The sequence below is a fragment of the Nocardia asteroides genome (assembly GCF_021183625.1).
GTDB classification, from domain to species: Bacteria; Actinomycetota; Actinomycetes; order Mycobacteriales; family Mycobacteriaceae; genus Nocardia; species Nocardia asteroides_A.
This window is the reverse complement of record NZ_CP089214.1, coordinates 779,707-805,827: the sequence shown is the minus strand read 5'-3', so window position 1 is coordinate 805,827 and position 26,121 is coordinate 779,707. Positions and strand designations below refer to the sequence as shown.

General features: G+C 71.8%; 28 protein-coding genes. 18 read left to right on the top strand and 10 right to left on the bottom strand.

Annotation, left to right across the window (positions count from 1 at the left end; genetic code table 11):
* Nucleotides 1-8 precede the first annotated feature (8 nt).
* The 7 genes from LTT61_RS04005 (at nt 9) to LTT61_RS03975 (ending at nt 8,016) form a co-directional block, all read left to right on the top strand.
* Nucleotides 9-1,493 carry an acyl-CoA carboxylase subunit beta gene (locus tag LTT61_RS04005; RefSeq protein WP_233018571.1) on the top strand — a complete coding sequence of 495 codons (1,485 nt, stop codon included), beginning with the start codon at nt 9-11 and terminating at the stop codon, nt 1,491-1,493.
* A 133-nt stretch (nt 1,494-1,626) separates the two neighbouring features.
* Nucleotides 1,627-3,252, top strand: coding sequence for an AMP-binding protein (locus LTT61_RS04000; RefSeq protein WP_233018570.1), 1,626 nt, complete (start codon nt 1,627-1,629; stop codon nt 3,250-3,252).
* A 3-nt stretch (nt 3,253-3,255) separates the two neighbouring features.
* A complete protein-coding gene (locus LTT61_RS03995; protein ID WP_233018569.1) occupies nt 3,256-4,101 on the top strand; it encodes an amidohydrolase family protein in 846 nt (281 codons plus the stop codon).
* Nucleotides 4,098-5,150 (top strand): acyl-CoA dehydrogenase, encoded by a 1,053-nt coding sequence (locus LTT61_RS03990; RefSeq protein WP_233018568.1) that lies wholly within the window; start codon nt 4,098-4,100, stop codon nt 5,148-5,150. The genes LTT61_RS03995 and LTT61_RS03990 overlap by 4 nt, the downstream gene beginning before the upstream one ends.
* Before the next feature lie 12 nt (nt 5,151-5,162).
* Nucleotides 5,163-6,344 carry an acyl-CoA dehydrogenase family protein gene (locus LTT61_RS03985; protein ID WP_233018567.1) on the top strand — a complete coding sequence of 394 codons (1,182 nt, stop codon included), beginning with the start codon at nt 5,163-5,165 and terminating at the stop codon, nt 6,342-6,344.
* Nucleotides 6,345-6,409: 65 nt separating this feature from the next.
* Nucleotides 6,410-7,399 (top strand): aromatic ring-hydroxylating dioxygenase subunit alpha, encoded by a 990-nt coding sequence (locus LTT61_RS03980; protein WP_233021319.1) that lies wholly within the window; start codon nt 6,410-6,412, stop codon nt 7,397-7,399.
* Entirely contained in the window at nt 7,396-8,016 is a 621-nt protein-coding gene (locus LTT61_RS03975; protein ID WP_233018566.1) for a cysteine hydrolase, read from the top strand. Before LTT61_RS03980 ends, LTT61_RS03975 begins: the two co-directional genes overlap by 4 nt.
* Before the next feature lie 126 nt (nt 8,017-8,142).
* Here the strand turns inward: LTT61_RS03975 and LTT61_RS03970 are convergent, their stop codons facing one another.
* Nucleotides 8,143-9,363, bottom strand: a complete 1,221-nt coding sequence (locus LTT61_RS03970) for a CaiB/BaiF CoA transferase family protein (RefSeq protein ID WP_233018565.1) — start codon at nt 9,361-9,363, stop codon at nt 8,143-8,145.
* 101 nt (nt 9,364-9,464) lie between these two features.
* Between LTT61_RS03970 and LTT61_RS03965 the strand changes: the two genes are divergently transcribed.
* From LTT61_RS03965 to LTT61_RS03950, 4 genes are read left to right on the top strand one after another with little or no spacing between them, the layout of a single operon-like run.
* Nucleotides 9,465-11,006, top strand: coding sequence for an aldehyde dehydrogenase family protein (locus LTT61_RS03965; RefSeq protein WP_233018564.1), 1,542 nt, complete (start codon nt 9,465-9,467; stop codon nt 11,004-11,006).
* Between the two features lie 22 nt (nt 11,007-11,028).
* Nucleotides 11,029-12,201, top strand: coding sequence for a thiolase family protein (locus tag LTT61_RS03960; RefSeq protein WP_233018563.1), 1,173 nt, complete (start codon nt 11,029-11,031; stop codon nt 12,199-12,201).
* Nucleotides 12,202-12,220: 19 nt separating this feature from the next.
* Entirely contained in the window at nt 12,221-12,991 is a 771-nt protein-coding gene (locus LTT61_RS03955) for an SDR family NAD(P)-dependent oxidoreductase (protein ID WP_233018562.1), read from the top strand.
* 26 nt (nt 12,992-13,017) lie between these two features.
* Entirely contained in the window at nt 13,018-13,608 is a 591-nt protein-coding gene (locus LTT61_RS03950; protein WP_233018561.1) for a TetR/AcrR family transcriptional regulator, read from the top strand.
* Between the two features lie 104 nt (nt 13,609-13,712).
* On the opposite strand, the gene LTT61_RS03945 is transcribed toward LTT61_RS03950, so the two are convergent.
* Both LTT61_RS03945 and LTT61_RS03940 read right to left on the bottom strand, forming a co-directional pair.
* On the bottom strand, nt 13,713-14,930 hold the full coding sequence (locus LTT61_RS03945; RefSeq protein WP_233018560.1) for an amidohydrolase family protein: 1,218 nt from the start codon (nt 14,928-14,930) through the stop codon (nt 13,713-13,715).
* 101 nt (nt 14,931-15,031) lie between these two features.
* Complete coding sequence (locus LTT61_RS03940) at nt 15,032-15,634, bottom strand: class I SAM-dependent methyltransferase (protein WP_233018559.1); 603 nt, start codon at nt 15,632-15,634, stop codon at nt 15,032-15,034.
* Nucleotides 15,635-15,675: 41 nt separating this feature from the next.
* On the opposite strand from LTT61_RS03940, the gene LTT61_RS03935 reads away from it, so the two are divergent.
* From LTT61_RS03935 to LTT61_RS03925, 3 genes are all read left to right on the top strand, one after another.
* Nucleotides 15,676-16,185 (top strand): GNAT family N-acetyltransferase, encoded by a 510-nt coding sequence (locus LTT61_RS03935; protein ID WP_233018558.1) that lies wholly within the window; start codon nt 15,676-15,678, stop codon nt 16,183-16,185.
* 151 nt (nt 16,186-16,336) lie between these two features.
* The gene (locus tag LTT61_RS03930; protein WP_233018557.1) at nt 16,337-16,744 is read left to right on the top strand and encodes a VOC family protein; all 408 of its coding nucleotides are present in this window, start codon (nt 16,337-16,339) and stop codon (nt 16,742-16,744) included.
* Nucleotides 16,745-16,794: 50 nt separating this feature from the next.
* The gene (locus tag LTT61_RS03925; protein WP_233018556.1) at nt 16,795-18,057 is read left to right on the top strand and encodes an alpha/beta hydrolase; all 1,263 of its coding nucleotides are present in this window, start codon (nt 16,795-16,797) and stop codon (nt 18,055-18,057) included.
* A gap of 9 nt (nt 18,058-18,066) precedes the next feature.
* Here the strand turns inward: LTT61_RS03925 and LTT61_RS03920 are convergent, their stop codons facing one another.
* Both LTT61_RS03920 and LTT61_RS03915 read right to left on the bottom strand, forming a co-directional pair.
* Nucleotides 18,067-18,405, bottom strand: a complete 339-nt coding sequence (locus tag LTT61_RS03920) for an MATE family efflux transporter (protein WP_233018555.1) — start codon at nt 18,403-18,405, stop codon at nt 18,067-18,069.
* 42 nt (nt 18,406-18,447) lie between these two features.
* Nucleotides 18,448-19,182: a helix-turn-helix transcriptional regulator gene (locus tag LTT61_RS03915; protein ID WP_233018554.1), complete on the bottom strand. Its 735-nt coding sequence runs from the start codon at nt 19,180-19,182 to the stop codon at nt 18,448-18,450.
* 85 nt (nt 19,183-19,267) lie between these two features.
* Between LTT61_RS03915 and LTT61_RS03910 the strand changes: the two genes are divergently transcribed.
* The gene (locus tag LTT61_RS03910; RefSeq protein ID WP_233018553.1) at nt 19,268-20,248 is read left to right on the top strand and encodes an alpha/beta fold hydrolase; all 981 of its coding nucleotides are present in this window, start codon (nt 19,268-19,270) and stop codon (nt 20,246-20,248) included.
* Between the two features lie 16 nt (nt 20,249-20,264).
* Here the strand turns inward: LTT61_RS03910 and LTT61_RS03905 are convergent, their stop codons facing one another.
* A complete protein-coding gene (locus tag LTT61_RS03905; RefSeq protein ID WP_233018552.1) occupies nt 20,265-21,086 on the bottom strand; it encodes an alpha/beta fold hydrolase in 822 nt (273 codons plus the stop codon).
* Nucleotides 21,087-21,241: 155 nt separating this feature from the next.
* Nucleotides 21,242-22,771, bottom strand: a complete 1,530-nt coding sequence (locus LTT61_RS03900; RefSeq protein WP_233021318.1) for a histidine kinase — start codon at nt 22,769-22,771, stop codon at nt 21,242-21,244.
* 34 nt (nt 22,772-22,805) lie between these two features.
* On the opposite strand from LTT61_RS03900, the gene LTT61_RS03895 reads away from it, so the two are divergent.
* Complete coding sequence (locus LTT61_RS03895) at nt 22,806-23,174, top strand: response regulator (RefSeq protein ID WP_233018551.1); 369 nt, start codon at nt 22,806-22,808, stop codon at nt 23,172-23,174.
* Between the two features lie 11 nt (nt 23,175-23,185).
* Here LTT61_RS03895 and LTT61_RS03890 read toward each other — a convergent pair whose 3' ends face one another.
* Nucleotides 23,186-23,833: a response regulator gene (locus LTT61_RS03890; RefSeq protein WP_233018550.1), complete on the bottom strand. Its 648-nt coding sequence runs from the start codon at nt 23,831-23,833 to the stop codon at nt 23,186-23,188.
* A 234-nt stretch (nt 23,834-24,067) separates the two neighbouring features.
* Between LTT61_RS03890 and LTT61_RS03885 the strand changes: the two genes are divergently transcribed.
* Nucleotides 24,068-24,658, top strand: a complete 591-nt coding sequence (locus LTT61_RS03885) for an RDD family protein (RefSeq protein ID WP_233018549.1) — start codon at nt 24,068-24,070, stop codon at nt 24,656-24,658.
* Nucleotides 24,659-24,715: 57 nt separating this feature from the next.
* Here the strand turns inward: LTT61_RS03885 and LTT61_RS03880 are convergent, their stop codons facing one another.
* Nucleotides 24,716-24,991: a GlsB/YeaQ/YmgE family stress response membrane protein gene (locus LTT61_RS03880; RefSeq protein WP_233018548.1), complete on the bottom strand. Its 276-nt coding sequence runs from the start codon at nt 24,989-24,991 to the stop codon at nt 24,716-24,718.
* A gap of 89 nt (nt 24,992-25,080) precedes the next feature.
* Nucleotides 25,081-25,572, bottom strand: coding sequence for a MarR family winged helix-turn-helix transcriptional regulator (locus LTT61_RS03875; protein WP_233018547.1), 492 nt, complete (start codon nt 25,570-25,572; stop codon nt 25,081-25,083).
* 29 nt (nt 25,573-25,601) lie between these two features.
* Between LTT61_RS03875 and LTT61_RS03870 the strand changes: the two genes are divergently transcribed.
* Entirely contained in the window at nt 25,602-26,075 is a 474-nt protein-coding gene (locus tag LTT61_RS03870) for a cupin domain-containing protein (protein ID WP_233018546.1), read from the top strand.
* Nucleotides 26,076-26,121 lie beyond the last annotated feature (46 nt).

The following is a 26,121-nucleotide window of genomic DNA, read 5'->3' as shown; positions in this document are numbered from 1 at the left end:
GCCCCGCCATGAGCTGGAAGGAAACGCTCGAGGACCTCGACGGCCGCCGGGAACGGTCGACGGCTATGGGCGGTCCCGAGCGGGTCGCGAAGCACCGGGCCAAGGGCAAGCTGGACGCGCGGGCCCGGGTCGCGCACCTGCTCGATCCGGGCACGTTCCAGGAGTTCGGTGCGCTGGTCGGCGGCGAGATCGCGGCCGACGCCATCGTAACCGGTTCCGGCTTGATCAACGGCACCCCGGTGATGGTGGGCGCGGAGGACTTCACGACGGTGGCGGGCACCATCGCGCCGGGCAGCAACGCCAAGCGCTACCGCTTGGCCGAGCTGGCGGTGCGCAACAAGGTGCCGCTGGTGATGCTGCTGGAGGGGGCGGGCTTCCGCCCCACCGGCGCGCACTACGGCCGCACCCCGACCGATCTGCTGGCCCAGGCGCAGTGCTCCGGCAAGGTGCCGATGGTCACCGCCGTGCTCGGCCCGTCGGCCGGGCACGGCGCGCTCATCGCCCCGGTCTCGGATTTCGCGATCATGAGCCGCCATGGCGCGATCTTCACCGCAGGCCCGCCGGTGGTGCGGGAGTCGACCGGGGAGGTGATCAGCAAGGAGGATCTCGGCGGCCCGGAGGTGGCGGTGCCGAGCGGGCTCGTGCACAACCTCGCCGAGACCGACGAGGACGCGCTGGACGAGATCCGCCGCTACCTGTCGTACTTCCCGTCGAGCGCGTGGTCATACCCGCCCGCGCTGCTCTCCGACGACTCGACAGAGCCACGCGCGACCCCGGAGCTGCTCGAGATCATCTCCCGGGACAACCGGAGCACCTACGACATCCGCGCGGTGCTCGACGTCGTCTTCGACACCCCCGACTGGTTCGAGGTGCAGCCCGGCTACGGCCCGGCGATCGTGTGCGCGCTGGCCCACCTGGGCGGGCACCCGGTCGCGGTGGTCGCCAACCAGCCCGAGATCCTGGCCGGCTCCATCGACGCCCCCGCGGCCGGGAAGGCCGCGCACTTCATTGCGGTCGCGGACTCGTTCCACCTGCCGCTGGTGTTCCTCGCCGACAACCCGGGCATGCTGCCCGGTGGCGAATCCGAGCGCGCAGGCGTGCTGCGGGCGGGCGCGAAGATGTTCGTCGCGCAGACCACGGCGAGCACCATCAAGCTGCACCTCACGCTGCGCAAGGCGTACGGGTTCGGGTCGATGGTCATGTCGCTCATCGGCTTCGACAACCAGACCGCCGCCTACGCCTACCCCGGCGCCACCATGGGCGCGATGAGCGCGGCCGCGCTCGGGCTCGCCTCCGGCGCGGAGGAGGAGGTGGCCGCGCAACTGCGCGACATGGAGTTGCTGGCGTCGTACCACTCCGCCGAGCACATGGGCTTCGACGAGCTGATCCGCCCGGAGGAGACCCGCACCGCCCTGCTGACCGCGCTGCGCCGCGGCATCTTCGCCCGCCAGCAGGTGGCGGAGCCGGTACTGCGCACGGCGATCGTGCCCTGAGTGTCCGGGGGCGGTGCCTTCGGACACTCACCGCGCCTCGGTTTCATCCGAGTTGCCGTCCCAAATCTTGTATACACCCTTACCGATAGGTATACAGTAACGGCATCAGCCGGGATTTTCGTGGAGGAACGCAGTGACCGAATGGACCATCGGCACGGTGCTCGACGCCGTGGCGTCGGCGGTGCCGGAGCGAACGATGACGGTCTGCGGCGAGCGCCGCAGCACCTTCGCCGAGTCCGCCGAGCGCACCCGCAGGCTCGCGAACTTCCTCGCCGATCGCGGGCTCGGCCTGCACACCGAGCGCGCCGAGCTGGAGCGCTGGGAGTGCGGCCAGGACCGGGTCGCGCTGCTCATGCGCAACGACCTCTACCTCGACGCCATGATCGGCTGCCTCAAGGCGCGCACCGTTCCGGTCAACGTCAACCCCAGCTACACCGCGCACGAGGTCGGCGAGCTGCTCGCCTACCTGCGCCCCAGCGCGGTGGTGTACCACCGGGCCTTCGGGCCGGTGCTGGCCGAGGCCGTTCCTGAGCTGTCGGAGCTGCTGCTGATCGTGGTCGAGGACGGCAGCGGCGCGCCGGAGCTCCCCGGCGCGATCGGCTTCGACGACGCGGTGCGCCGGGGCGACCCGGACCGGGTCATCGAGACATCCCCCGACGACGTGGCGATGCTGTGCACGGGCGGGACCACCGGCAGGCCGAAGGGGGTGCTGTGGCGGCAGGCCGACCTGTACGTCTCCTCGATGAACGGCGCCGACCACGAGTCCACCGACGTACTGCACGCCTTCGCGCGGGCGACCGGCCAGTCCTGGTTCGCCATGTCCCCGCTCTCGCACGCCGCGGGCATCTTCACCGCCTGCGCCGGGCTGCTGGCCGGGCAGACCATCGTCCTCTACGACGACCGCGACCGCTTCGACGCCCGCACAGCCCTGGAGACCGCGGAGCGCGAGCACGCCGCGCTGCTCACCATGGTCGGCGACGCCTACGCCGCGCCGCTGGTCGCCGCGTTGCGCGAGCGCTCCTACGACCTGTCGGGGCTGTTCGGCATCGGCACCGGCGGCGCCGCCACCAACCCGGTGTACAAGCGCGCGCTGCTGGAGCTGCTGCCGCACATCATGATCATGGAGGGCTACGGCTCCTCGGAGACCGGCGGCATGGGCTTCGGGCGCAGCAGCAGGGGCAACCCGGTCGAGACCTTCTCCCCGATGCCGGGCGGCACCGCCATCTCCGCCGACCGGGCCCGCTTCCTGGAGCCGGGGGAGCGCGAGATCGGCTGGGCGGTGCGGGTCGGGCGGGTTCCGCTCGGCTACTTCGACGACCCCGAGGCCACCGCGCGCACCTTTCCGGAGATCGACGGCAAGCGCATGGCCGTGCCGGGCGACCGGGTGACCGTCGACGCGGACGGCACCCTTCGGCTGCTCGGCCGGGATTCGCTGGTGATCAACACCGGCGGCGAGAAGGTCTTCGTCGAGGAGGTCGAGGAGGTGCTGCGCGGCTGCCCCGGCATCGCGGACGCCCTGGTGGTCGGCAGGCCGAGCCCGCGCTGGGGGAACGAGGTCGTCGCGCTGGTCTGCGCCGAATCCGGCGAGATCCCGGTGCTCGCGCTGCGCACCGCCTGCCGGGAGCGGCTGGCCGGCTACAAGATCCCGAAGGACTTCCTCGCCGTGCCCGAGGTGCGGCGCCTCGGCAACGGCAAGCCCGACTACCGGTGGGCGGCCGAGCGGGCCCTGGTGCCCGCCGTAGGAGAGATCGGAGCCTGATTCGTGACCAGAGCCATCGACTGCCTCGCCAACGTGCACTTCGGCGAGGTCGAGCAGCAGCCGGATTGGATGCTGAAGGTGCGCGACGACTACTTCAAGGGCCCGAAGTCGATGTTCGCCCAGCCGGAGCTGGACGAGCTGATCGAGGAGATGGACGAGCAGGGTGTCGAGAAGGCGATCCTGATGTACAACATGCGCAGGCCCTCGGCCACGGCGCTGAAGTTCGTCGAGGCGCGGCCGGAGCGGTTCGCGCTCGCGGTCAACGGCGTCGACCTGCTGCGCCCGGTGGCCTCGCTGCGCGAGCTGACCGCGCTCACCCGGGATCTGCCCGTCGCCTACACCGCCATGGGTGCCAGCTTCTGGGGAGACGGCAGGTACCCGCCCAGCGACGCGGTCTACTACCCGCTCTACTACAGGTGCGCGGAGCTGGGGCTGCCGCTCTGCATGAACACCGGCATCCCGGGCCCGCCCATCCCGGGCGAGGTGCAGAACCCGATCCACCTCGACATGGTCTGCGTGCGCTTCCCCGAGCTGAAGCTGTGCATGATCCACGGCGCCGACCCGTGGTGGGACGTCGCGATCCGGCTGCTGATCAAGTACGCGAATCTGCGGCTGATGACCTCGGCGTGGTCGCCGAAGCGGCTGCCGGAGAGCCTGATCCACTACATGCGGAGCAGGGGCACGCGGAAGGTCATCTTCGGCTCGGACTGGCCGGTGCTGCCGATGCGCCGCGTGCTGCCCGAGGCACGCGCGCTCGACCTGCCCGCCGACGTCCTCGACAACTACCTCTACGCCAACGCGCGCGACTTCTTCTTCGCCGACGGCGTGAACCAGCAGGAGCAGGGATGAACCGCTACGAACTGCGCAGGCAGGACTACAGCCTCTCCGCGGACCAGACCGAACTGCAGGCCGTCTACGCCAAGTTCTTCCGCACCCGCTGCCCGATCGAGACGGTCCGCGCGGCCGAGGGCACCGGGTTCGACAAGAGCCTCTGGGAGCAGCTCTGCGGCACCGGCGCCGCCAGCATGGCACTGCCGGAATCCGCGGGCGGCGACGGCGCCGGGCTGGTCGAGCTGACCCTGCTCGCCGAGGAGCTGGGCCGTGCACTCGCCCCGGTGCCGTGGATCGACCACGTCGTCGGCGCGCGGCTGCTGGCCGCGCTCGGCGCGGCGCCGGGGCGCGACATCACGGACGGCAGGCGGATCGTGGCGCTGGACCCGAACCCGGGGCAGCGCCCGGGGCGCAGGCTGGTGCCCGCCGGTGCGGTGGCCGAGGAGATCCTGGTGCTGGAGGGCGCCGACGTGCTCCGGCTGAGCTTCGACAGCGGCCCTGCCCGGGTGGACAATATCGGCAGGCTGCCGATGGCCTGGGTCGACCCGGCCGCGGCGGCCACCGCGACCGTGCTCGGCAGCGGCCAGGAGGCGGTCGCGGCGTACCGGCACGCGCTCGACGAGTGGCGGGTGCTCACCGCCGCCGCCCTGGTCGGGCTGCTCGATGAAACCCTGCGCATCGCCGCCGAATTCGCGAACACCCGGTACACGCTCGGGGTGCCGATCGGCACGCTGCAGGCGATCTCGCATCCGCTGGCGAATATCGCGGTCGCGGTGAACGCGGGCCGCAACCTGACCCGCCGTGCGGCCTGGTTCGCCGAGCACGACCCCGGCCACCAGCCGGAGCTGCCCGCCGCGGCCTTCGTCTACATCACCGGCGAGGCACCCACCGCGGCGACCATGGCGGTGCAGGTGCAGGGCGGGCTCGGGGTCTCGGCCGAGGCGGCCGCGGCCGCCTACCTGGTCCGGGCCAGGGGCTGGGCGCTGGCCGGCGGCGACCCGGCCCTGCACGCCCGCGAGCTCGCCGAGACCGTGGCCAGGCGCGAAGCCGCCGCCCTTCCCGCATAGGAGTACGCAGAGATGGATTTCTCACCGGTGGAGCTGTCCGAGGCGGACACCCGCTTCCAGGCCGAGGTCCGCGCCTTCCTGGCCGAGCACGTCACCGACGAGGTGCGCCACCGCGACCGGGAGACCGGCGACAACTTCGACGAGGGCGTGCACCTGGCCATGGCCGCCGCGGGCTGGCTCGCCGCCGAGCTGCACCTGGCGGGCGGGCCGGAGCTGAACCGGCTGCGCGAGCGGCTCTGGGACCTGGAGAAGCGCCGCGCCGAGGTGCCGTGGGTGACCTGGGGGACGACCAAGATCGTGGTGCCGTCGGTGCTGCGCCACGGCTCGCGGGAGCTGCGCGACGAGGTGCTGCCCGGCGTGCTCGACGGCACCGTCCGGCTCTGCCTCGGCTACACCGAGCCCGACGGCGGCTCCGACGTCGCCACCTGCAAGACCCGCGCGGTGCGCGACGGTGACCACTGGATCATCAACGGCTCCAAGATGTTCACCACCGGCGCGCACAACTCGCGCTACGTCTTCCTGATCACCAACACCGACCCGGCGGCGCGGAAACACAAGAGCCTCACCATGTTCCTGGTTCCGCTCGACACCCCCGGCATCGAGATCCAGGGGCTGCGCACCGTCGACGGCGACCGCACCAACATCGTCTACTACAGCGACGTTCGGGTGCCCGACCGCTACCGCCTCGGCGAGGTGAACGGCGGCTGGGCGGTGCTGCTCGGCCCGCTCAACGAGGAGCACGGCGTCGTCGACGCCGCCAACGACGGCCTGCAGGACGTCTCGATCATGACCCACCAGGGCTCGACCATGGCGACCACCGTCGACCGGGTCGCCGGGCTCGCCGCGGACCGGGTGGCCGAGGATGCGTCTGCGGCGGTCCGGCTGGGCCGCGGCATCGCGAAGCTGGAGGCCGCGCTGAGCGCGCCGCACATGTTCGGCCGGGTGGCCCTGGCCCAGACCATGCGCGACATCTCGCCCGACCTGATGGACGTGCTCGGCCCGGCGGCCGCGCTGCCCGCCGACACCGACGGCGCCGCCGACGAGGGCCGGGCCGGCTACCTCTACCGGTGGGCGCCGCTCTGCGGCATCTACGGCGGCACGCTCGAGGTGTTCCGCAACATGATCGCCCAGCACGTGCTCGGCCTGGGCAGGCCCGCCTACGCGCCGCCGAAGAAGCCCGTGGCCGCGGGCTGATGCCGGAGAACGACGCGGCCCGCCGCCCGCAGCCGCTGCGGGCCGACCGACGACTGGAGAACATCGTGAAGGTTCCGTTCACCTGGAAGGTCACCGGGTGGTTCATGATCGGCTGGTCGGCCGAGTTCCCGCTCGGCGAGACCCGCCCGCTGCACTACTTCGGCGAGGAGCTGGTCGCCTACCGCGACGAGTCGGGGGAGCTGCACGTGCTCACCGGGCACTGCAAGCATCTGGGCGCGCACCTCGGGCACGGCGGCAAGGTCGTCGGCGACTGCGTCGAGTGCCCGTTCCACGGCTGGCGCTGGGGCCCGGACGGGCGCAACAAGCACATTCCGGGGGAGAGCCGGGTCAACCGCGGGCTCAGGCTGCGGGTCTACCCGGTGAACGAGCAGAACGGCTGCGTCTTCATGTGGCACCACCCCGAGGGGGCGCGGCCCGGCTGGGAGATGCCCGACATCCTCGGGCTCTTCCCCGACCTCGCCACCGACCCGGACAACTTCTACCGGCCCTACCCGGAGTTCTCCCGCAAGGCCGAGCGCGAGCCGGTGCACCCGCAGGTCGTCCTGGAGAACGGCCCCGACAGCGCGCACTTCCGCTACGTGCACCGGGCCACGGTGACGCCGCGGATGCTGGACTGGTCGGCGGAGGGCCACACCTGGAACTTCCGCACCGGCTGGCCCGACGTCCGCAGCGCCGACCCGGACGCCATGGCCATGCGCATCCACGCGCAGATGTTCGGGCTCGGCGGCTCGATCAGCGCCTTCGAGGGGTCGGCGAACCACCGGCTCATCTTCGCCTCCACCCCCGTCGACGACGAGAGCTCCGATCTCTTCTACTCCATCTGGTGGCCCAAACTGCCCGGCGACGAGGGCGACGTGCCGCCGCCGGAGGTGCAGGCCAAGGTGGAGCGGCAGTTCCTGATCACGGTGTGGGACGACCTGAGCATCTGGCGCTACCAGAAGTACGTCGAGCACCCGGCCCTGTCCCCGGCCGACGCGAAACCCTATATGTCACTGCGCAAGTGGGCGACGCAGTTCTACGACGTTCCGGTATGAGCCGGCCGCTGCCCGCCGCGCTCGTCGCCCCGGGGCACACCGCCCTGATCACCCAGGAGTTGCAGGGCGCGGTCGTCGGCCCGGACGCCGGGCTGCCCGCGCTCGCCGAGGCCGCCCGCGCCGAAGCGCTGCCGAACATCGCCGCGCTGCTGCCGGTCGCCCGGGCCGCCGGTGTCACGGTGGTGCACTGCCTGGTCGAGCGCCGCGCCGACGGCCGCGGCTCCAACCACAACGCCGCCCTCTTCGCGCTCGGGCGGCGCGGTGTCGCCGTGACCCCGGGCAGCCCCGGCGCCGCGCTGCTGCCCGAGTTCGGGCCGGAGCCATCGGATCTCGTGTCGACCCGGCGCCACGGGCTCGGCCCCATGGGCGGCACCGACCTGGACGCCACCCTGCGCAACCTCGGCGTGCGCACCCTCGTCGTCACCGGGGTCTCGCTCAATGTCGCGATCCCGAATCTCGTCATGGACGCGGTGAACCTCGCCTACGACGTCGTGCTGCCCCGCGACGCGGTGGCCGGGGTGCCCGCCGAGTACGGCGTGGCCGTGCTCGCCAACTCCCTGGCCCTGCTCAGCACGGTCACCACCACCGCCGAGCTGATCGAGGTGTGGTCGGGGTAGCCCCGGCTCCCGCGGTCGGCGGTCGCTCAGTCGCTGGAGGGCAGCTGAGCGGCCCGCTCGGAGCCGAGCGAGCCGGCGCGTCCGGTCGCTACCAGCACGGGTGGCGGAATGCCACGGAAACGCCTCCTAGAGAACGGCGCCGGATTCCTTGGCGGCGATGATCCGGTCCCAGTCCATGCCCAGCTCGAGCAGGATCTCCTCGGTGTGCTGGCCGTACTCGGGGGCGCGGGTGGGGGCGGCCGGGGTCTCGTCGAACTGCACCGGCGCGGCCACCGTGCGGAACTGCTCGCCCGCGTCGTCGGTGAGGTTCAGGAAGTAGCCGTTCGCCTGCGCCTGCGGGTCGTCGAGGACCTCGCGGGGGGTGGCGATGGTTGCCCACACACCGGGCTCGTCGGCGAGCGCCTTCCGCCAGTCCGCGAGGTCGCGCTCGGCGAAGGTGCGGCGCAGCTCGGCGGTGGCGGCGTCCTGGTTGGCCACCAGCTTCGCCAGCGGGACGAAGCGTTCGTCGGTGCCGAGCTCGGGACGGCCGATGCGGGCGCAGAAGCCGGGCCAGAAGCGGTCCGCCTGCAGCAGCACCAGCTGGACCCAGCGGCCGTCGCGGGTGCGGTAGCGGTTCACCGCGGGGTTGGGGGCGGTGCCCGCATTGCCGACCGGGATGCGGTCGATGCCGAAGTAGTCGGCGGCCGCGATATCGGGGGCGACCGCCCACATGCCCTGGGCCAGCAGCGAACTGTCGACGATCGGGGCGTGGCCGGTGCGCTCCCGGTGGAAGAGCGCGGCGGTGATGCCGCCCGCCAGCGTGATGCCGCCCTGCAGGTCACCGAAGGCCGGGGTCTGGGTCACCGGGAACTCCTGATCGGCCACGGTGAGCGCGTGCGCCACCCCGGCCCGCGCCAGGTAGCTGGCCGCGTCGAAGCCGCCCCGGTCCTTCTCCGGCCCGCGGCTGCCCTGCCCGCTGCCCCGCGCGATGATCACCCGCGGGTTGAACTCGCGAATCTGCTCGACGGTCAGCCCGGCGCGCTCGAGCGGCGCGGGCAGCCAGTTGGTGAGGAAGACGTCGGCGCGGGCGACGAGCTCGCCGAAGATCCGCCTGCCCTCGGCCGACTTGATGTCGACGCCGATGCTGCGCTTGCCGTGGTTGCCGATCTCCATCATCACGCTCGCGCGCACCCGGGCAGTGGCTGGGTCGAGGCCGCCGATGGTGAGGTTGCGGCAGGGATCACCGCCCCTGGTGTCCTCGATCTTGATCACCTGCGCACCCCAGTCGGCCAGCGCCGCTCCGGCGCTCGGGACATACGTCCACGAGGCCAGCTCCACCACCCGCACTCCATCGAGCAGACCTGACATCGCCGCTCCTTCCCACGTCGTGGCATCCGTCTTGAAGTACTATACGGTAAGAGTTACAGTTACTCACCCGATACTGATTTCGGGACCGAACTGGAGGGTTTGTGAGCGACGTTCTCGGAGCACGGACCGCCCCGGTCCTCGAGGTCGCGGCGCGCGCCGCGGCGCGGGCCGAGCGCAGGATGCTCATCGACGGCGAATTGCGGGCGGCCGCGGACGGCGCCGAGTTCGACAACATCGCCCCCGCGACCGGGCAGGTGCTCGGCGGCACCGCCGCCGCGTGCGCCGCGGATATGGAGCGGGCCATCGGCGCCGCGCGCCGCGCGTTCGACGAGACGGACTGGCCGGTGAACCGCGCGCTGCGCAAGCGCTGCCTCGAGCAGCTACAGGCGGCGCTGGAGAGCGAGCGGGCCGAACTCGGCGAGGAGCTGATCGCCGAGGCGGGCTGCCCGGCCATGACGCTGACCAACGCGCAGGTGGACTGGCCGCTGGCCGAGGCGCTGCGCTACCCGCTGCGGCTCATCGACGAATTCGGCTGGGAGCGGGTGCTTCCCGGCGGCGGGCTCTTCGGCGAGCGCAATGTGCGCACCGTCGTGCAGGAGCCGGTCGGCGTGGTCGCCGCGATCTGCCCGTCGAACTTCCCGGTCGAGGTCGTCCTGAACAAGATCGGCCCCGCGCTCGCGGCGGGCAACACCGTCGTGCTCAAGCCCGACCCGAACACCCCGTGGAACGCGACCAGGCTCGGCAGGCTGGTCGCCGAACGCACCGACTTCCCGCCCGGCGTGCTCAACGTGGTCACCACCGCGGACAACGCGGTGGCCGGGCTGCTGGCCACCGACCCGCGGGTGGACATGATCTCGTTCACCGGCTCGACGGCGGTGGGCAAGCACCTCGTGCGCACCGCCGCCGACACCATGAAGCGCACCTTCCTCGAGCTCGGCGGCAAGTCCGCGCTGATCGTGCTGGACGACGCCGATCCGCTGGCGGCGCTGCGCAGCGCGGTGGGGGTCTGCGTGCACGCGGGCCAGGCGTGCGCCGCCACCAGCCGGATGCTGGTGCCGCGGCACCTCGTCGACGAGATCACCGCCCAGGTCGCCGCCGCCTTCGACGCCGTTCAGCCCGCCGACCCCGCCCTGCCGGACACCCTGGTCGGGCCGCTGATCAGCGCCGCGCAGCAGCGCCGCGTGCTCGACGCCTGCGAGCGCGGGGTCCGCGACGGCGCCCGGCTGGTCACCGGCGGCGGCATCCCCGAAGCCATCGCGCCGCACCTGCGCGGCGGCTTCTTCGTGCGCCCCGCGGTCTTCGCCTGCGCCGACAACTCGCTGCCGATCGCCAGGGACGAGATCTTCGGCCCGGTGCTGGTGGTGATCCCGCACGACGGCGACGACGACGCGGTCCGGCTGGCCAACGACAGCGATTACGGCCTCGCCGGGGCGGTGCTGTCGAGCTCACCCGAGCGCGGGATGGCGGTGGCCAGGCGGGTGCGCACCGGTGCTATCGGCGTCAACGGCGGCATGTTCTACGGCGCCGACGCCCCCTTCGGCGGGGTCAAGCAGAGCGGGCTCGGCAGGCAGTGCGGGCCGGAGGGCTTCCAGCAGTACCTGGAGACCAAGACGATCGGCACCCGCAGCCCCCGGCCGCGATGAACAGGAAGGCGAAAGGATGACCATGAATCAGCCCGTCATCGTCGGAGCGGCGCGGACCGCCATCGGACGGTCGTTCAAGGGGGCGCTGGTGAACGTGCCGAGCGAAACGCTGGCGACGACCATCCTGCCCGAGGTGATCCGCCGCGCCGGGCTCGACCCGGAGGCCGTCGACGATGTGATCTTCGCCGAATCGCACTACGGCGGCGGCGATCTGGCCCGCTACGCCGCGGTGGCGACCGGGCTGACCTCGGTGCCGGGGCAGGCGGTGAACCGGCACTGCGCGGGCAGCCTGACCGCGATCGCCAACGGCGCCGCGCACATCGGCGTCGGCATGGAGCGGGTGATCGTCGCGGGCGGCGTGCAGTCGCTCTCCACCAACCCGATCTCCCGGTGGCGGATCCCGGGCACCGCCGATTTCCAGGACGGCTGGATGCCGCCCTCGCACCCCGCCACCCCGGACGCCCCGACCCTGGACATGGCGATCACCGTCGGCTGGAATACCGCGCGGCTGGCCGGGATCTCCCGCGAAGAGCAGGATGCCTGGGCGGCCCGCTCGCACCAGCGCGCCATCGCCGCGATCGACGCGGGCAGGTTCACCGACGAGATCGTGCCGTTGAAGGTCGAGCAGCCCGACGGCAGTGTCCTTGACTTCACCGTCGACGAGCACCCGCGCCGCGACACCACCGTGGAGCGGCTCGCCCAGCTGAAGGTGCTGCACCCGGAGATCGAGGGCTTCTCCATCACCGCGGGCAACAGCAGCGGCATCAACGACGCCGCCGCGGCGGTGGCGCTCACCGCCCGCGACTACGCCGAGGCGGAGAACCTCGCGGTGCTGGCCACGGTGCGGGCCTGGGCCAACGCCGCGGTGACCCCCGCCGAGACCGGCTTCGGGGCCGTGCGGGTCATCGGCAAGCTGCTCGACCGGGCCGGATTGAAGCCCGCGGACGTCGCGCTGTGGGAGATCAACGAGGCCTTCGCCTCGGTCCCGATCGCCGCGGTCCGCGAGCACGGGCTGGACGAGGAGCTGGTCAACTTCTCCGGCAGCGGGTGCAGCCTCGGCCACCCGATCGCCGCCTCCGGCGCCCGGATGATCACCACGCTGATCCACGAACTGCGCCGCCGCGGCGGCGGCATCGGGGTCGCGGCCATGTGCGCGGGCGGCGGCCAGGGTGGCGCCGTCCTCATCGAAGTCTGATCGAACGAGAGGGAACACAGTGTCTTTCGAAGGAACGGTTGCCCTGGTCACCGGCGGCGCCGGGGGTCTCGGCGCGGCCACCGTGCGGCGCCTGCACGGCGCGGGTGCCGCGGTCGTGATCGCCGATCTCGCCGACGACAAGGCCAAGCCGCTGGCCGACGAACTCGGTGAACGCGCCGTCTACGTGCGCACGGACGTCCTGGACGAGGAGTCCGTCCAGGCGGCCATCGCCGCGGCCGGTGCGCTGGGCACGCTGCGCTACTCGGTGATCGCGCACGGCGGCTTCGGCGTGCTGGAGAAGGTCGTCAACCGCGACGGCTCCCCGCACACGCTGAAGGGGTTCACCGACACCATCTCGCTGTACCTGACCGGCACCTTCAACGTGCTCCGGCTGGTCGCGGCGAAAATCGCGACCCAGGAGCCCGACGAGCGCGGCGAGCGCGGAGCCATCGTCATGACCAGCTCCATCGCCGGGTACGAGGGCCAGATCGGGCAGGCCGCCTACTCCGCGGCCAAGGGCGCGGTGATCGGGCTGACGCTGACCGGGGCCAGGGACCTGAGCGCGGCCAAGGTCCGGCTCAACAGCATCGCCCCCGGCACCATGCACACCCCGATCATGGAGCTCATCGGCGAGGAGGGGCTGGCCAAGTTCGCCGCCACCGTTCCCTTCCCGAAGCGGCTCGGCAAACCGGACGAGTACGCTTTCCTGGCCCAGCACCTGCTGGAGAATCCGTACATCAACGGGGAAGTGATCCGGATCGACGGCGGGCAGCGATTCCAGCCGAAGTAGCGGGCTCGAGCGGCGCGGAGGTGGCGATGGCACCCGATGGGGGAGACGATCCGCGCCGCTCCCGGTCCCGGGCGCGGCTGCTGGCCGCCGCCACCGCGCTGGTGGAATCCGGTGGGGTCCACGCGGTCACGGTGGAGGCCGTGACCCGCTCCTCGCGGGTCGCCCGCACCACCGTCTACCGGCACTTCCACAGCATCAAGGAGCTGCAGGCGGCCGCGCTCGGCCAGCTGCTCGCGCCGGTGATCGCCCCCGCGCCGAGCACCGGCACCCTGCGCGACCGGCTGCTCGACCTGGTCCAGCGCCAGGCCGAGGTGATCGAGACCGTGCCGCTGCATCTCGCGGCGCTGACCTGGGTCGCCATCTCCGGCGACGGCTCGGCGGAGGCCGGGTCGCTGCGCAACCGGATCATCGAGCAGTACCGCCGCCCCTTCGACGAGCTGCTCGGCAGCGCCGAAGGGCGGCGTGCCCTGGCGGGGTGCGATCCCGACGTCGCCCTTGCCCAGCTCTTCGGGCCCATCGTCTTCGCCAAGCTGGTCGGCTTCGGCGGTGCGGGGCCCGAGCAGTGCGCCCGCATCGTCGACGACTTCCTCACCGCGCGCAGGGCCCGCGACGCGTGACGGCGATCCGCACACCCACGTCCGGTGTGCGCGCACCGGCAATGACGTTCGGCCCCGGTCCGCGACCGGGGCCGAACGCGATCGGATTCGATCGCGATCGTCGATCAGCTCGGCGAACCCGTCGGCACCCGCGACCCGAGCAGCTCGAGCGCGTTCTCGCGCATGACCCGCCGGGTGTCCTCGTAGGAGAACTCCGGGAACTGCGGGATGTCGGCGGTGAAGGTGGTGGGGTCGGCGAGCCCCTCGCCGTGCGGCCAGTCCGAGCCGAACAGCACCTTGTCCACGCCGATGGTCGCGGCGAGCAGCTTGACGTCGTCCTCGTAGTAGGGCGCGATCCAGACGTTGTTGCGCAGCTGCTCCACCGGGTCCTCGGTGAAGTGGTGGGGCGCGGTGTTCGCGGCCTTCTTCAACCGCTTGATCAGCCGGTACACGAAGTACGAGCCGTTCTCGATGCTGACGACCTTGAGGTTCGGGTGCCGGGTGAAGACCTGGTGCACGATCATCGAGGCCATGGTGTCGTGGATGGCGCGGTCGTCGAGCAGCAGATTCTCCAGCGGGTCGCGCTTGCCGAAGCCCTGGAACGTCCCGTTGCCGCCCCACAGCGCGTTGATCGCGAGGTAGCCGCTGTCGGAGAGGTGGAATCCGACCGGCACGCCCGCCTCGGCCAGGCGGGCCCAGACCGGATCGTGCAGCGGATCGCCGAGCGAGCGGGGACGCACAACGCCGGGCACCGGAGCCGGGCGGACCAGCACCATCTTCGCCCCGCGCGCCAGCACGAACTCGACCTCGGCGACCGCGGCATCGGGGTCGGCGAGCGAGATGATCGGCGCGGAGACGATCCGGTGGTCGGGGCGGTCGAAGCCCCAGTCCTCGTCCAGCCACAGGTTGAAGGCGTGCAGCGAGGCCATGGTGGCCGGGATGTCGTGCTTGAGCGCCTCCTCGACCCCGCAGGCGAAGGTCGGCAGCATGAAGACCGTCTCCAGCTTCTGCCGGTCCAGCGTGGCGACCCTGGCCTCGCGGTTCTGGTACTCGGGGTGGTCGGGCAGCCGGTCCAGCTTCATCAGCGAACCCGGGTCCACCCCCGCCGGGATCTCGCCGCGGAACAGCAGGTCGAGGCAGCCGGGCTCGACGATCGGGTCGAAGGTCGGGTTGGGGACGAAGTGGTTGACCTTCTCGCCCATCACCGCCAGCGTGCGCCTGCCGCTGGTCACCATCTGCACGCCGCGGGTCTTGAACTCCTTCGGCAGGTGCCGGGTGAAGGCGTCCAGCGGTTCGTAGTAGTGGTTGTCCACGTCGATGGCCAGGTAGTCCAGCTTCGTCATGTCGCGTCCTTCCGCAGGTGGGCCGCCGATGTGCCAGTACTACATACTGTATACCTATCGGTAAAATCGGTGGCAAGGGCCGCCGGGCGCCACGGAAGGGGTCAGGGGGTCGCGCGGGACAGCACGGCGACCAGGAAGTCGGAGTCCGGGCCGAAGGGGCGCAGATCCCAGGTCGAGAGCAGGAGCTCGGGGGAGAGGCCGCTCGCGGCGGCGTCGGCGAGGAAGTCGTCGAACGCGTAGTCGCGGCCCGCGCCGAACCCGATCACCGCGCGCCCGCCGGGGGCCAGGTGCCCGGCGAAGCGAGTGAGGACCGCGGTCCTGGTCCGCGGCGCCACGAAGGTGAGCACGTTGCCCGCGCACACGACGATGTCGAACTCGCCGGGCAGGTCGAGCTCGGCGAGATCGCCGACCAGCCAGGTCGGGCCGGGATGGTCGGACTGCGCGGCCGCGATCAGCATCGGATCCACATCCACCCCGACCACCGTGTGCCCGGCCTTGTGCAGATACCCGCCGACCCGCCCCGGCCCGCAGCCCGCGTCGAGCACCCGCGACCCGCGCGGCAGCATGGCGTCCACCAGCCGCGCCTCGCCGACGATGTCCGTGCCCGCCGCCGCGAGGTTGCGGAAGCGTTCGATGTAGCGCGGGGAGTGGGTCGGGTCGGCGGCGGTGATCTCTTCCCACTTGCTCGGGATTCGCGGGTCCATGCCCCCAGTGTGTCCGCACCGGGGGACGGCATACTTGCCGGGTGTTGATCAGGGGAGCCCGCTCCGGCGACGTGGTATCGATCGCCGGGCTGCACGCCGCGAGCTGGCGCACGGCGTACGCCGGGATGATGCCGGGCGAGTTCCTCGACGGCGACCTGCTCGCGGACCGGCTCGCGGTCTGGAGCGAGCGCTGCGGCGCGGCCGTCCCGCCCGGCCTGTTCGTGGCCGAGGACGGCGGCGAGCTGCTCGGCTTCGGCTACGCCACCCCGGCCCCCGACGGCCGTGTACTGCTCGACAACCTGCACGCCGCGCCCGGCCGCGTCCGGGGTGGCATCGGGACGCGGCTGCTCGGCACCGTCTTCGATTGGGCGGCGGCCGCCCACCCCGACCGCGGCGTCTACCTCGAGGTGCTCCAGGCCAACACCCCGGCCATCGCCTTCTACGAACGCCACGGCGGTACCCGGACCGACACGCGCACAGCCCATTTCGAGCAGGGCTTCGACCTCCCCGAGTTCGAGTACAGCTGGCCCGCGGGCTTCCGGCTCCCCTGACGCTCTGTTAGGGTCGACCCCGTGACTGCCGGGTCGGCTTCGTGCCGTGAGCGAGACGGGTTCCCGGCCGCCCCCTGACCCCGGGGCGGGCCCGCGGCCCACCTTCTCCATCGATGTGCGTATCGAACCATCGACGGAGCAAGGAGCTTTCATGTCACAACCCCGGGTCGAGGTGCGCTTCGACCACACCATCGTCGCCGCGAAGGACAAGCACGAGTCGGCGCGGTTCTTCACCGAGGTCTTCGGGCTGCCCGCGCCGCGGGAGTCCGGGTTCTTCGTCGAGGTCAGGCTGACCGACGGCCGGGTCTTCGACTTCGCCGAGCCGCCCTTCGACTTCCCCGGCCAGCACTACGCCTTCCACGTGAACGACGCGACCTTCGACCGCGTCATGGCCCAGCTGCACGAGCGCGGCGTCACCTACTGGGCCGATCCGCGGATGAGCAGACCGGGGGAGATCAACACCAACCACGGCGGGCGCGGCGTCTACTTCGACGACCCGTCCGGGCACCACCTCGAGGCACTCACCGCCCGCTACGACGGATATCCGGCGCTGAGCTGACGGTAGTGTTCGGCTGGTGACGAGCCGCCCCCGCCCCCGCTGACCCGGCGATGCCCGACATCGCCCTGCTCGACGGTGTGGTGCCGACACTGCTGCCGGTGTCGGCACTCACCGGGCTCGTCTGGCTGCTGGTGCACACCAGGCCGCGGCCGATCACCACCTGCCTGGTCGCGGCCGCCGCGGTCACCGCGACCGCGGCCTGGCTGGCCACCGACGTGTGGCTGCTGTTCCCGGACCGGCTCGAGCCGCGCACCTACTGCTCGACCGGGGTCGCGGTACTCGCCGCGCTGCTCGCCGTGACCGGGCGGCGCGCTCTCGGCGCCCTGGTCGCGCTGCTGGTGATCGCCGCCTGCGCGAACCAGATCAACGCCGATTTCGCCGCCTACCCGACGCTGGGCTCGGTGTTCGAGCCGCACGCACCGAACGAGATCGCCTTCCGCGACGTGCGCCCCGCGCCGGCCGCGCAGCTCGATCCCGGCCCGCTCGAACAGACCTGGCAGCCGCCGCCCGGGCTCCCCGTCACCGGGCGGATCACCCGCACCCGCATGCCAGGCACCGAATCCGGCTTCCAGGCCAGGCCCGCCGAGATCTACCTGCCGCCCGCCTACTTCGCGGTGCCGCGCCCGCGGCTGCCGGTCCTGGTGCTGCTCTCCGGCCAGCCCGGCTCCCCGGACGACTGGCTCACCTCGGGCAACCTCGTCGCCACCATGGACGGCTTCGCCGCCCGGCACCGCGGCCTCGCCCCCGTTGTCGTCGTCGCCGACGGCACCGGCGGGACCTGGAAGAACCCGCTCTGCGCCGACACCCGCCGCGCCCGCGCCGCCACCTACCTCTCGGTCGACGTCCCCGCCTGGATCCACACCCACCTCACCGTTGCCGAGGATGCCCGCGGCTGGGCGATCGCCGGCTCCTCCTACGGCGGGACCTGCGCGATCCAGCTGGCGTTGGCCCGGCCCGAGGTGTACCCGACCTTCGTCGGCATGTCCGCGGAGTCCCAGCCCAGCCTCGGTGATCCCGAGCGCACCCTGAGCGAGGGGTTCGACGGCGACACCGCCGCCTTCGCCCGCGCCGACCCGCTCGCGCTGCTGCGTGCCAGGAGCTACCCGGACACCGCCGGGGTGGTCTCCGTCGGCACCGCCGACGACGACACCGTGCCGGAGGCGAAGAAGATCAGCGCGGCGCTGCGTGCCGACGGCGTGCAGCTCCGGTTCCTGGAGGTGCCTGGCGGGCACGATTGGACGGTGTGGTCGGGGGTGCTGGAGCGCGTGCTGCCCTGGCTCGCCGAGCGGTTGGGGGTGGTGGGCTCGTCCTGACACCCCGCGTCATCGCATCGCGGTGGCGCCGGTGCGCGCGATCCACCCCGCGACGATCCCCGCGTACACCCCGGCCAGTCCCGCCACCGCGCTCAGCGCCCACACCGCGGGCAGCGCCACCACCACGACCGAGAACAGCGAGGCGTACAGGACGCCGCGGGTGTCGCCCGCGGCCCGCAGCTGCGCGGCGTAGATCATGCTCACCGCCATGATCGGCGCGAGCACCGGCAGCGCCCACACCACCGAGCGCGCCGCCGCGCCCACCGCCGGATCACCCGACAGCACCCCGAACACCAGCGGCGATGCCGGCGCCAGCAGGAGGGCGGTGGTGCACGCGGTGGCCGGCACCACGATCCGGACGACTTCGCGAACCCTCCCCGAGGCGGGACTCTAGACCGGAGGTGGTTCGCCGTGTAGCGCGACGAGTGAGCCGGCGAGGAAGCTCACCGCGTCGCCACCCGGGATCGGGCGCGGGGTGAAACGGGAGCCCACCGGGCGTGGCTCGCCGATCCGGTCGAGCCGGAAGGTGCGCCAGTCGTCGCGGTCACGGTCCAAGGCCACGAGGTACCAGCGGCGTCCGGCGGTGACGAGCTGGTGCGGTTGGACGAGCCGCGGGCTGTTATCGCCGTCGCGGCGTCGGTAGCCGAAACGCAGCTCCTCGCGATCCCGGCACGCCGCGGCGAGTACTCCGAGCGTTCCGGGGTCGACGAGGTCCTCGTCGGTGATCCGCCGCAGCGAGGAGACGCTCGACTGCAGTGCGGATACCCGGCGTCGGAGCCGATGCGGCAGGAGCTGCTCGATTTTCATCAGGGCGCGCAGCGACGTCTCCTCGATCCCGTCGATATCGGCCTCCGCCGCGTAGCGCAGCCCGATCGCCACCGTGACCGCCTCGTCGTCATCGAGGATCAGGGGTGGCATGTGGGTTCCGGCCGCCAAGCGGTAACCGCCGTATCTACCCGTCGTGGCGTCGACCGGATAGCCGAGGCCGCGCAGCCGGTCGATGTCGCGGCGCACCGTTCGCTCGGTGATCTCGAGGCGTTCGGCGAGTTCGGCGGCGCGCCGGAACCGGTGGGTCTGCAGGAGCGAGAGCAGGTGTAGCGCCCGGCCGGTGGGATCTGTCGGCATTCGCTCACTGTGCCGCGTATTCAGGACCGGACGTGTCCGGAATGCGTTCTACGGTGGCGGCCGCATCCGAGAGAAGGAGTACGACATGGTCGAATTTCCCGAGCCCACGCTGGTTCCGGTCAACGGCATTCAGCTCGAAGTGTTCGAGGCGGGGCGGGAGAATGCCGGGAATCCCATCGTGCTGTGTCACGGCTGGCCGGAGCACGCCTTCGCCTGGCGGCATCAGATATCGGCTCTCGCCGAAGCGGGCTATCACGTCATCGTCCCGAACCAGCGGGGGTACGGCAATTCGTCACGGCCGGCCGAGGTGACGGCGTACGACATCGAACACCTGTCGGGCGATCTCGTCGGTCTTCTCGATCACTACGGGTACGAGAACGCCGTCTTCGCCGGTCAGGACTGGGGTGCGACCGTCGTATGGGGGCTGGCCCTGCTGCATCCGGAGCGGGTGCGCAAGGTGATCGCGCTGAGCGTGCCCTACCCCGAGCGCGGGGAGAAGCCCTGGGTCGAGTACATCGCGGACATACTCGGCAGCGACTTCTACTACGTCCACTTCAACCGGCACCCGGGCGTGGCCGACGCCGTATTCGACGCGAACACCGCCCGCTTCCTCCGCAACATGTTCCGCAAGAACCAGCCTCCCGGGCCGCAGCCGGGAATGGCGCCGCTCGATCTCGCGAAGGCGGAGAACCCCATCGGCGAGCCCCTCATGAGCGACGACGAACTCGCCGTCTTCATCGCCGCCTTCGAATCGTCCGGCTTCACCGGCGGCGTGAACTGGTACCGGAACGCCGACCGCAACTGGCACCTGCTCGCCGACGTCGACCCGATCGTCCGGCAGCCGGCCCTCATGATCTACGCCGACCGGGACGTGGTTCCGCGCGGCGCGAACCTGACGGAGTTCGTGCCGGATGTGGAGGTGGTCGAGCTGGATTGCGGGCACTGGATCCCGCAGGAGAAGCCGGAGGAGGCGAATCGCGCGATCCTGAAGTGGCTGGAACAGCAGGGGGAACCGACGGCGACCCCCGGCGAAGTCGCCGGGGGCAGCTGTCACCGCAGGGAGTGATGCCGGGAGCGCCTCGTCACTCGGCGATGAAGGCGAGGATGTCGGCGTCGAGCGCCTTCTGGTACTCGCCGTAGATGCCGTGCGGCGCGCCCGGGTAGACCTTCAGCGTGGCGTTGCGGACCAGCTTCACCGACTTCTCCGCGGCGGCGGCGATCGGCACGATCTGGTCGTCGCCGCCGTGTGCGATCAGCGTCGGCACGTCGATGGCCTGCAGGTCGGCGGTCTGGTCGGTCTCGGAGAACGCCTTGACGCAGTCGTAGGCGGCGGAGAGGTTGACCAGCATGCCCTGGCGCCAGAAGTCGTCCTTCGCGCCCTGCGAGACCTGCGCGCCCGCGCGGTTGGCGCCGTAGAAGGACTCGGCCAGGTCCCGGTAGAACTGCGAACGGTCGTTCAGCACGCCCGCGCGGATGCCGTCGAAGACCTCGATCGGGGTGCCCTCCGGGTTCTCCGGGGTCTGCACCATGAGCGGGGGAACCGCGCCCGCGGTGATGAGCTTCGCGACCCGGCCGTTGCCGTGCTGAGCGGCGTACCGCACGACCTCGCCACCGCCGGTCGAGTGCCCGATCAGCACCAGGTCGCGCAGGTCGAGCGCTTCGACCAGGGCGGCGAGGTCGGCGGCGTAGGTGTCCATGTCGTTGCCGGTGCCGGTCTTGCTGGAGCGGCCGTGGCCGCGGCGGTCGTGCGCGATGGCCCGGTAGCCGGCGTCGGCGAGCAGCTTGAGCTCGAGCTGCCAGGCGTCGGAGGAGAGCGGCCAGCCGTGGCTGAGCAGGACGGGCTGTCCGGTGCCCTGCTCGGTGTAGTAGATCTCGGTGCCATCGGCGGTGGTGATGTACGGCATGGTGTCCTCCTGAGCGGGGTCTCTGTCCTGTTCGAGACTCGTCCGTGCGGCCTTCGTTGTCGTCGCTGCTGCCGCCCATTCCGGCCGGGTGCTGGCAGGTGTCCGAAGATTCCGGCTAGCCGGTATTGCCCCCGCCGGGAGCGGCGCGATCCGGGTCAGCCGGTGCGTGTCGTGAGGGGAATCCGGGCCCGGATCGTGGTGCCCCCACCCGCCGGGCTCGCCAGGGTGAGCTCGCCCTCCACGGCCTCGACCCGGTCGCGCAGGCCGACCAGGCCCGAACCCCGCTCGGCGCGGGCGTCGCCGATGCCGTCGTCGGCCACCGAGAGCAGCAGGTCGTCGCCGTCGAGGTAGGCGGAGATCAGCACCTCCGACGCCCGCGCGTACTTGGTGGTGTTGGTCAGCGCCTCGGCGACGACGTAGTAGGCGGTCACCTCGACCGGCTCCGGCAGCCGGCCGGGCACCTCCACCCGCAGCGACACCGGCACCCGGGAGCGCCGGGCGAGGGTCTTCAACGCGGGCCCGAGCCCGCCGCGGGACAGGATCGCGGGGTGGATGCCGCGGGAGAGCTCCTGCAGGTCGGTGTGCAGCTGGGTCACCGCCTCCACCAGGGCGTCGAGCCGGTCCCGCAGCGCGGGCCGGTCGTCGGGGATCGTGGCCTGCGCCGCGCGCAGATCCAGCCCGAGCACCACGATGCGCTGCTGCGCGCCGTCGTGCAGATCGCGCTCGATGGTGCGTCTGGCCTGGTCGGCGGCGGCGATGACGCGGGCGCGCGAGCGGGTCAGCGCGGCCCTCGACTCGGCGTTGTAGACGGCCGTCGCCACCAGGTCGGCGAAGTCGGCGAGGCGCAGCGCGAGCCCCTCCGGCGCGGCGCGCTCGGTGGCGCCGACGACGATCGAGCCCCACGGCCGATCCTCGACGGTGATCGGGACGCCGATGCCGCTCCGGATCCCGCGGGCGCCCAGCCGGTCGGCGATGGGGCCGGTGGCGCCCGCGTAGTCGAGGAGCGCGGGCGCGCCGGTCTCGGCGACCAGGGTGGAGACATTGGTCCCGCCGAGCGGCAGCCGCTCGCCGACCGTCAACCCCTCGGCGGCCGTGCCGACCGCGGCGTCGTCGCGCGCGGCGAGCACCTCGCCGGTGCCGTCCGGGTGGAAGCGCAGCAGCGTGACGTGCTCGACGCCGAGTTCGTCGGCGAGCTCGGCGGCGACCGCGGGGAAGACCGCGCCCGGGTCGGCGCGGGCCGCGACCAGGGTGGCCACCCGGCGCAGCGCGGCCTGCTGCCGCCTGCGCTGATCGGAGTCGAGCGCGCGCGAGCGCGCCTGCCCGACCAGTAAATTGGTCAGCAGCGCGAGAACGAGGAAGACGACGACCGCGGGCACGAAGGTGCTGCCCTCGCTGCTCTCCACGACGTGGAACCAGGTGTAGGCGCCCGCGCTGGCCACCGAGGTCGCGACCGCCAGGCGGACATCCCAGCCCGCCGAGACCACCAGCACCCCGAACAGGAAGACGGCGCCGAACGCGTTCTCCGGAAAGACCTGCTTGAGCAGGTGCACGATCCCGAACTCGACCGCGATCAGCACCGCCGCCGTCAGCACGCCCCAGCGCAGCGGCGGCGCCGTCGGCCGCAGCACGACCGCGGCCGCCCGCTCCCACGGCGACCCGCGGTCGATATTCCGGCTAGCGGGCATGACCCGGCCTGCGCTCTCTGCCACCCTCGACAGTGTGAATGACCCCTACCCCGCGCGCTGCCTGATAGTGGACGACAATCCCACGTTTTGCGCCAAGGCACGCAGCCTGCTGGAGGACGGCGGGATCGCGGTGGTCGGCACGGCGTCGAGTCTGCGCGACGCGGTGGCGCTGGTGCGGTCGGCGCGCCCGGACCTCGCGCTCGTCGATATCGACCTGGGCGCGGAGAGCGGGTTCGACGTGGTCGAGGCGCTGCACGCCGAGCCGGTCGCCCCGCTCGCGCTCGTGCTCATGTCCACCCACGACGAGCTCGAGTTCGCCGACCTGATCGAGGCGAGCCCGGCGGTGGGGTTCGTGCCGAAGTTCGCGTTCTCCACCGAGCTGATCCGCCGGATCGTCGGCTGAACGCTTCCGGTTCAGGTGGTCGCGTCGAGGAAGATGATGACGGCCCGCACCCGGCGGTGATCATCGGGGGTCTCGGTGAGGTCGAGCTTGGTCAGGATGCTGCGCACGTGCTTCTCCACCGTGCCCTCGCTGATCCACAGCCGCCTGCCGATGCCGGAGTTCGACAGCCCCTCGGCCATCAGCGTCAGCACCTCGCGCTCGCGTGCGCTGAGCGCCTCGAGCGGGTCGTCCCTGCGCCGGGCGGCGACGAGCTCCCGCACCAGGGCCGGGTCGATCACCGACGCGCCGTTGGCGATCCGGTGCACGGTCTCGACGAAGTCGCTCACATCGGTGACCCGGCTCTTGAGCAGGTAGCCGATGCCCTTGCCGCCGTCGAGCAGCTCCAGGGCCTGGTCCACGTCGACGTGCGCCGACAGGACGAGGATCGCGGTCTCGGGGAACTCCCTGCGGATGCGCAGGGCGGCGTCTAGGCCCTCGGCGGTGTGCGTCGGGGGCATGCGGATGTCGACCAGGGCGAGGTCGGGGCGTTCGGCCGCGACGACGCGGAGGAGTTGCTCGGCGTCGCCCGCCCGGCCGACGACCTCGAAACCCGCTGTGCCGAGCAGGCTCGCGAGGCCCTCGCGCAGGAGGACGTCGTCGTCGGCGATGGCTACGCGCATCAGGGTCGCACCTCCGGTCGCGTGCGCATTCTCGGCTCCTCTGCTCCGGTCGCCCCTGGGGGGCGCATCAGCTGCACTGTATCGGGCATCGCGAACCGCTGGATTTGCGCGTTCGACGCTGATCGGTTGACATACTCCATGGCTGCCCGCTGTGCGAGCGGCTGGTGGAGGTGGTCGCGCCCCGCGCAGATCGACGCTCCGGTACCGCGAAACAGCACCGACCCGGAAGGCTCCATGACCTACGAACCCGCCCCGTTCTTCCGGCGCCTCGCCGCCAGGATCCTCGATCTCGCCTTCTGCCTGGTCCTCACCTTCGTGGTGGCGATACCGGTGGGGCTGGTGGTCCTTCCGGTGGCGGCAGCGGCAGGCGAATCCGCCGAGGATGCCGTGCTCACCTTCGGTGTCTGGGTGTGCTACTTCATCGCCTACGTAGGGCTCGAGGTGTTCCTGCTGATGCGTCGGGACGGCCAGACGCTGGGCAAGGGGCTGCTGGGGCTGCGGGTCGTGCCTGCGGGGGAGTGGGCGCGGCCGCAGCTGGCGCCGGGACCGGCGACCATCCGCATGCTGATCATCTTCCTCCCCTTCGTCTTCATGTCGCTGTCCGGCTCCTACCCCGAATCGGCGCTCCTCGACGGAATCGCCCTGGCCGGGGTCTTCGTCTCGCTCGTCAGCCTGGTGCTCGCGGCGCTCCCCGGCCGGCGCCGAGCCGTGCACGACCTGGCCGCGCGGAGCCGCGTGGTGCGGGCACCCCGGCGAAAGATCGAGCTGAAGAAGGATCTGCTGATGACGCTGCCCGGCAAGGTGGAGCTGAGCAAGCGTTCCTGAAGCGCCCACGCGAAACGGCCCGGAGCCGAGGCTCCGGGCCGTTCGGGAGAGCGCGCGTTACCGCACCGCGTTGCGGCGGCCGGTGACCAGGTTGACCAGGAACAGCAGGATGACCGCGCCGCCGAGGCAGGTGAAGAAGCTGAACCACAGCCCCCCGCCCTCGACGTCGACGCCGAGCACCTTCAGGAGGAAACCGCCGAGCAGGCCGCCGATCACGCCGACGACGATGTTGAGCAGGATGCCCTGCTGGGCATCGGTCTTCATGATCTTGCTGGCGATCCAGCCCGCCAGGCCACCGATGATGATCCAGCCGAGGATTCCGAGACCGAGCATGGCACTCTCCGTTCTTTCCGAATCTGTTGGTGCACGCCCTCATACGCGCCCCATCCAGAACGCGGCATACCCCGGCTGCCCGGGCTCAATCACCCCGGCTCCGGCGAATTCGCGGCGGGGTGCTCGCGGCCCGCGCTGTCGATGATGGCGCGCAGGGCGGTCCGGAGTTGTGCGTGCCGTTCGGCGCCGAGCAGCTCGGCCAGGGAGTGCTCGAGCGCCGGGATCGTGGACTGGGCGATCGTCACGACTTCGCGGCCGCGGGCGGTGGGCACGACGAGTTTGGCGCGGCGGTCGTTCGGGTCCGGCTCCCTGGTGAGGTAGCCGTTGGTCTCGAGGTGGGTGACCAGCTCGGCCATGGCCTGCTTGGTCATTCCGGCCCGCTCGGCCAGGGCACTCACGGTGGTGCCGGTGTCGTCCAGGTGCTGGAAGACGGCGCTGTGCGCCGCCCGTACCCCCCCGTGTCCGGTGGCGGCGAGGCGGGCGAGCGCGAGGTCGTTGAGCGCGGTGAAGGCGTCGCGCAGCAGGACCGCGGTGTTGGACGGGCGGGGGCGGCCCGCGGTGATGGGCCGGGCGGTAGACATCGGCAGGCTCCCTGTCTATATTGGTCGGTATGGACATGCTACCTGTCGATCGCGGCACCGCTGAGTGCTGGCAGCTCGGCACCGACCGGATCACCGTGCTCGCCACCTGCGCGCAGACTCGCGGGCACCTCTTCGCCGTGGAGATCCGGATGCCGCCCGGCGGTGGCCCGCCGGTCATGCACCGGCACGAGCCCAGCGAGGTCTACTACGTGCTGGAGGGGGAGTTCACCTTCTACGTCGGCGAGTCCGGCGCGGTGCGCCGACATCGGGCGGGGCCGGGGGCGGTGGTGCCGCTGGCCGGTGGCACTCCGCACACCGTTCGGAACGAGACCGATTCCGACGCGGTGGCTTTCGTCGTGCACACGCCGGGGGCGGCGATGGAGGGGTTCAGCCGCGCCGCCGCGGCGATGGCCGAGAAGGCGCCGCCGAGCATGGAGCAGGTGCTCGCGCTGGCCGAGCGGCACGGCATCGAACTGCTCGGGCCGGTGCCGAGCGGCGTCTGACCCCTGTGTTCCGGGAATCCCCGCACCGGGTAGGGAGCCGGAGGGG

Excerpts from the sequence above, each read along its gene's own strand:
- LTT61_RS04005 (WP_233018571.1), top strand. The coding sequence starts at position 9 with ATGAGCTGGAAGGAAACGCTCGAGGACCTCGACGGCCGCCGGGAACGG.
- LTT61_RS03990 (WP_233018568.1), top strand. The coding sequence starts at position 4,098 with ATGAACCGCTACGAACTGCGCAGGCAGGACTACAGCCTCTCCGCGGAC.
- LTT61_RS03985 (WP_233018567.1), top strand. The coding sequence starts at position 5,163 with ATGGATTTCTCACCGGTGGAGCTGTCCGAGGCGGACACCCGCTTCCAG.
- LTT61_RS03975 (WP_233018566.1), top strand. The coding sequence starts at position 7,396 with ATGAGCCGGCCGCTGCCCGCCGCGCTCGTCGCCCCGGGGCACACCGCC.
- LTT61_RS03970 (WP_233018565.1), bottom strand. The coding sequence starts at position 9,363 with ATGTCAGGTCTGCTCGATGGAGTGCGGGTGGTGGAGCTGGCCTCGTGG.
- LTT61_RS03960 (WP_233018563.1), top strand. The coding sequence starts at position 11,029 with ATGAATCAGCCCGTCATCGTCGGAGCGGCGCGGACCGCCATCGGACGG.
- LTT61_RS03950 (WP_233018561.1), top strand. The coding sequence starts at position 13,018 with ATGGCACCCGATGGGGGAGACGATCCGCGCCGCTCCCGGTCCCGGGCG.
- LTT61_RS03945 (WP_233018560.1), bottom strand. The coding sequence starts at position 14,930 with ATGACGAAGCTGGACTACCTGGCCATCGACGTGGACAACCACTACTAC.
- LTT61_RS03940 (WP_233018559.1), bottom strand. The coding sequence starts at position 15,634 with ATGGACCCGCGAATCCCGAGCAAGTGGGAAGAGATCACCGCCGCCGAC.
- LTT61_RS03930 (WP_233018557.1), top strand. The coding sequence starts at position 16,337 with ATGTCACAACCCCGGGTCGAGGTGCGCTTCGACCACACCATCGTCGCC.
- LTT61_RS03925 (WP_233018556.1), top strand. The coding sequence starts at position 16,795 with ATGCCCGACATCGCCCTGCTCGACGGTGTGGTGCCGACACTGCTGCCG.
- LTT61_RS03915 (WP_233018554.1), bottom strand. The coding sequence starts at position 19,182 with ATGCCGACAGATCCCACCGGCCGGGCGCTACACCTGCTCTCGCTCCTG.
- LTT61_RS03910 (WP_233018553.1), top strand. The coding sequence starts at position 19,268 with ATGGTCGAATTTCCCGAGCCCACGCTGGTTCCGGTCAACGGCATTCAG.
- LTT61_RS03905 (WP_233018552.1), bottom strand. The coding sequence starts at position 21,086 with ATGCCGTACATCACCACCGCCGATGGCACCGAGATCTACTACACCGAG.
- LTT61_RS03900 (WP_233021318.1), bottom strand. The coding sequence starts at position 22,771 with ATGCCCGCTAGCCGGAATATCGACCGCGGGTCGCCGTGGGAGCGGGCG.
- LTT61_RS03890 (WP_233018550.1), bottom strand. The coding sequence starts at position 23,833 with ATGCGCGTAGCCATCGCCGACGACGACGTCCTCCTGCGCGAGGGCCTC.
- LTT61_RS03885 (WP_233018549.1), top strand. The coding sequence starts at position 24,068 with ATGACCTACGAACCCGCCCCGTTCTTCCGGCGCCTCGCCGCCAGGATC.
- LTT61_RS03880 (WP_233018548.1), bottom strand. The coding sequence starts at position 24,991 with ATGCTCGGTCTCGGAATCCTCGGCTGGATCATCATCGGTGGCCTGGCG.
- LTT61_RS03875 (WP_233018547.1), bottom strand. The coding sequence starts at position 25,572 with ATGTCTACCGCCCGGCCCATCACCGCGGGCCGCCCCCGCCCGTCCAAC.
- LTT61_RS03870 (WP_233018546.1), top strand. The coding sequence starts at position 25,602 with ATGGACATGCTACCTGTCGATCGCGGCACCGCTGAGTGCTGGCAGCTC.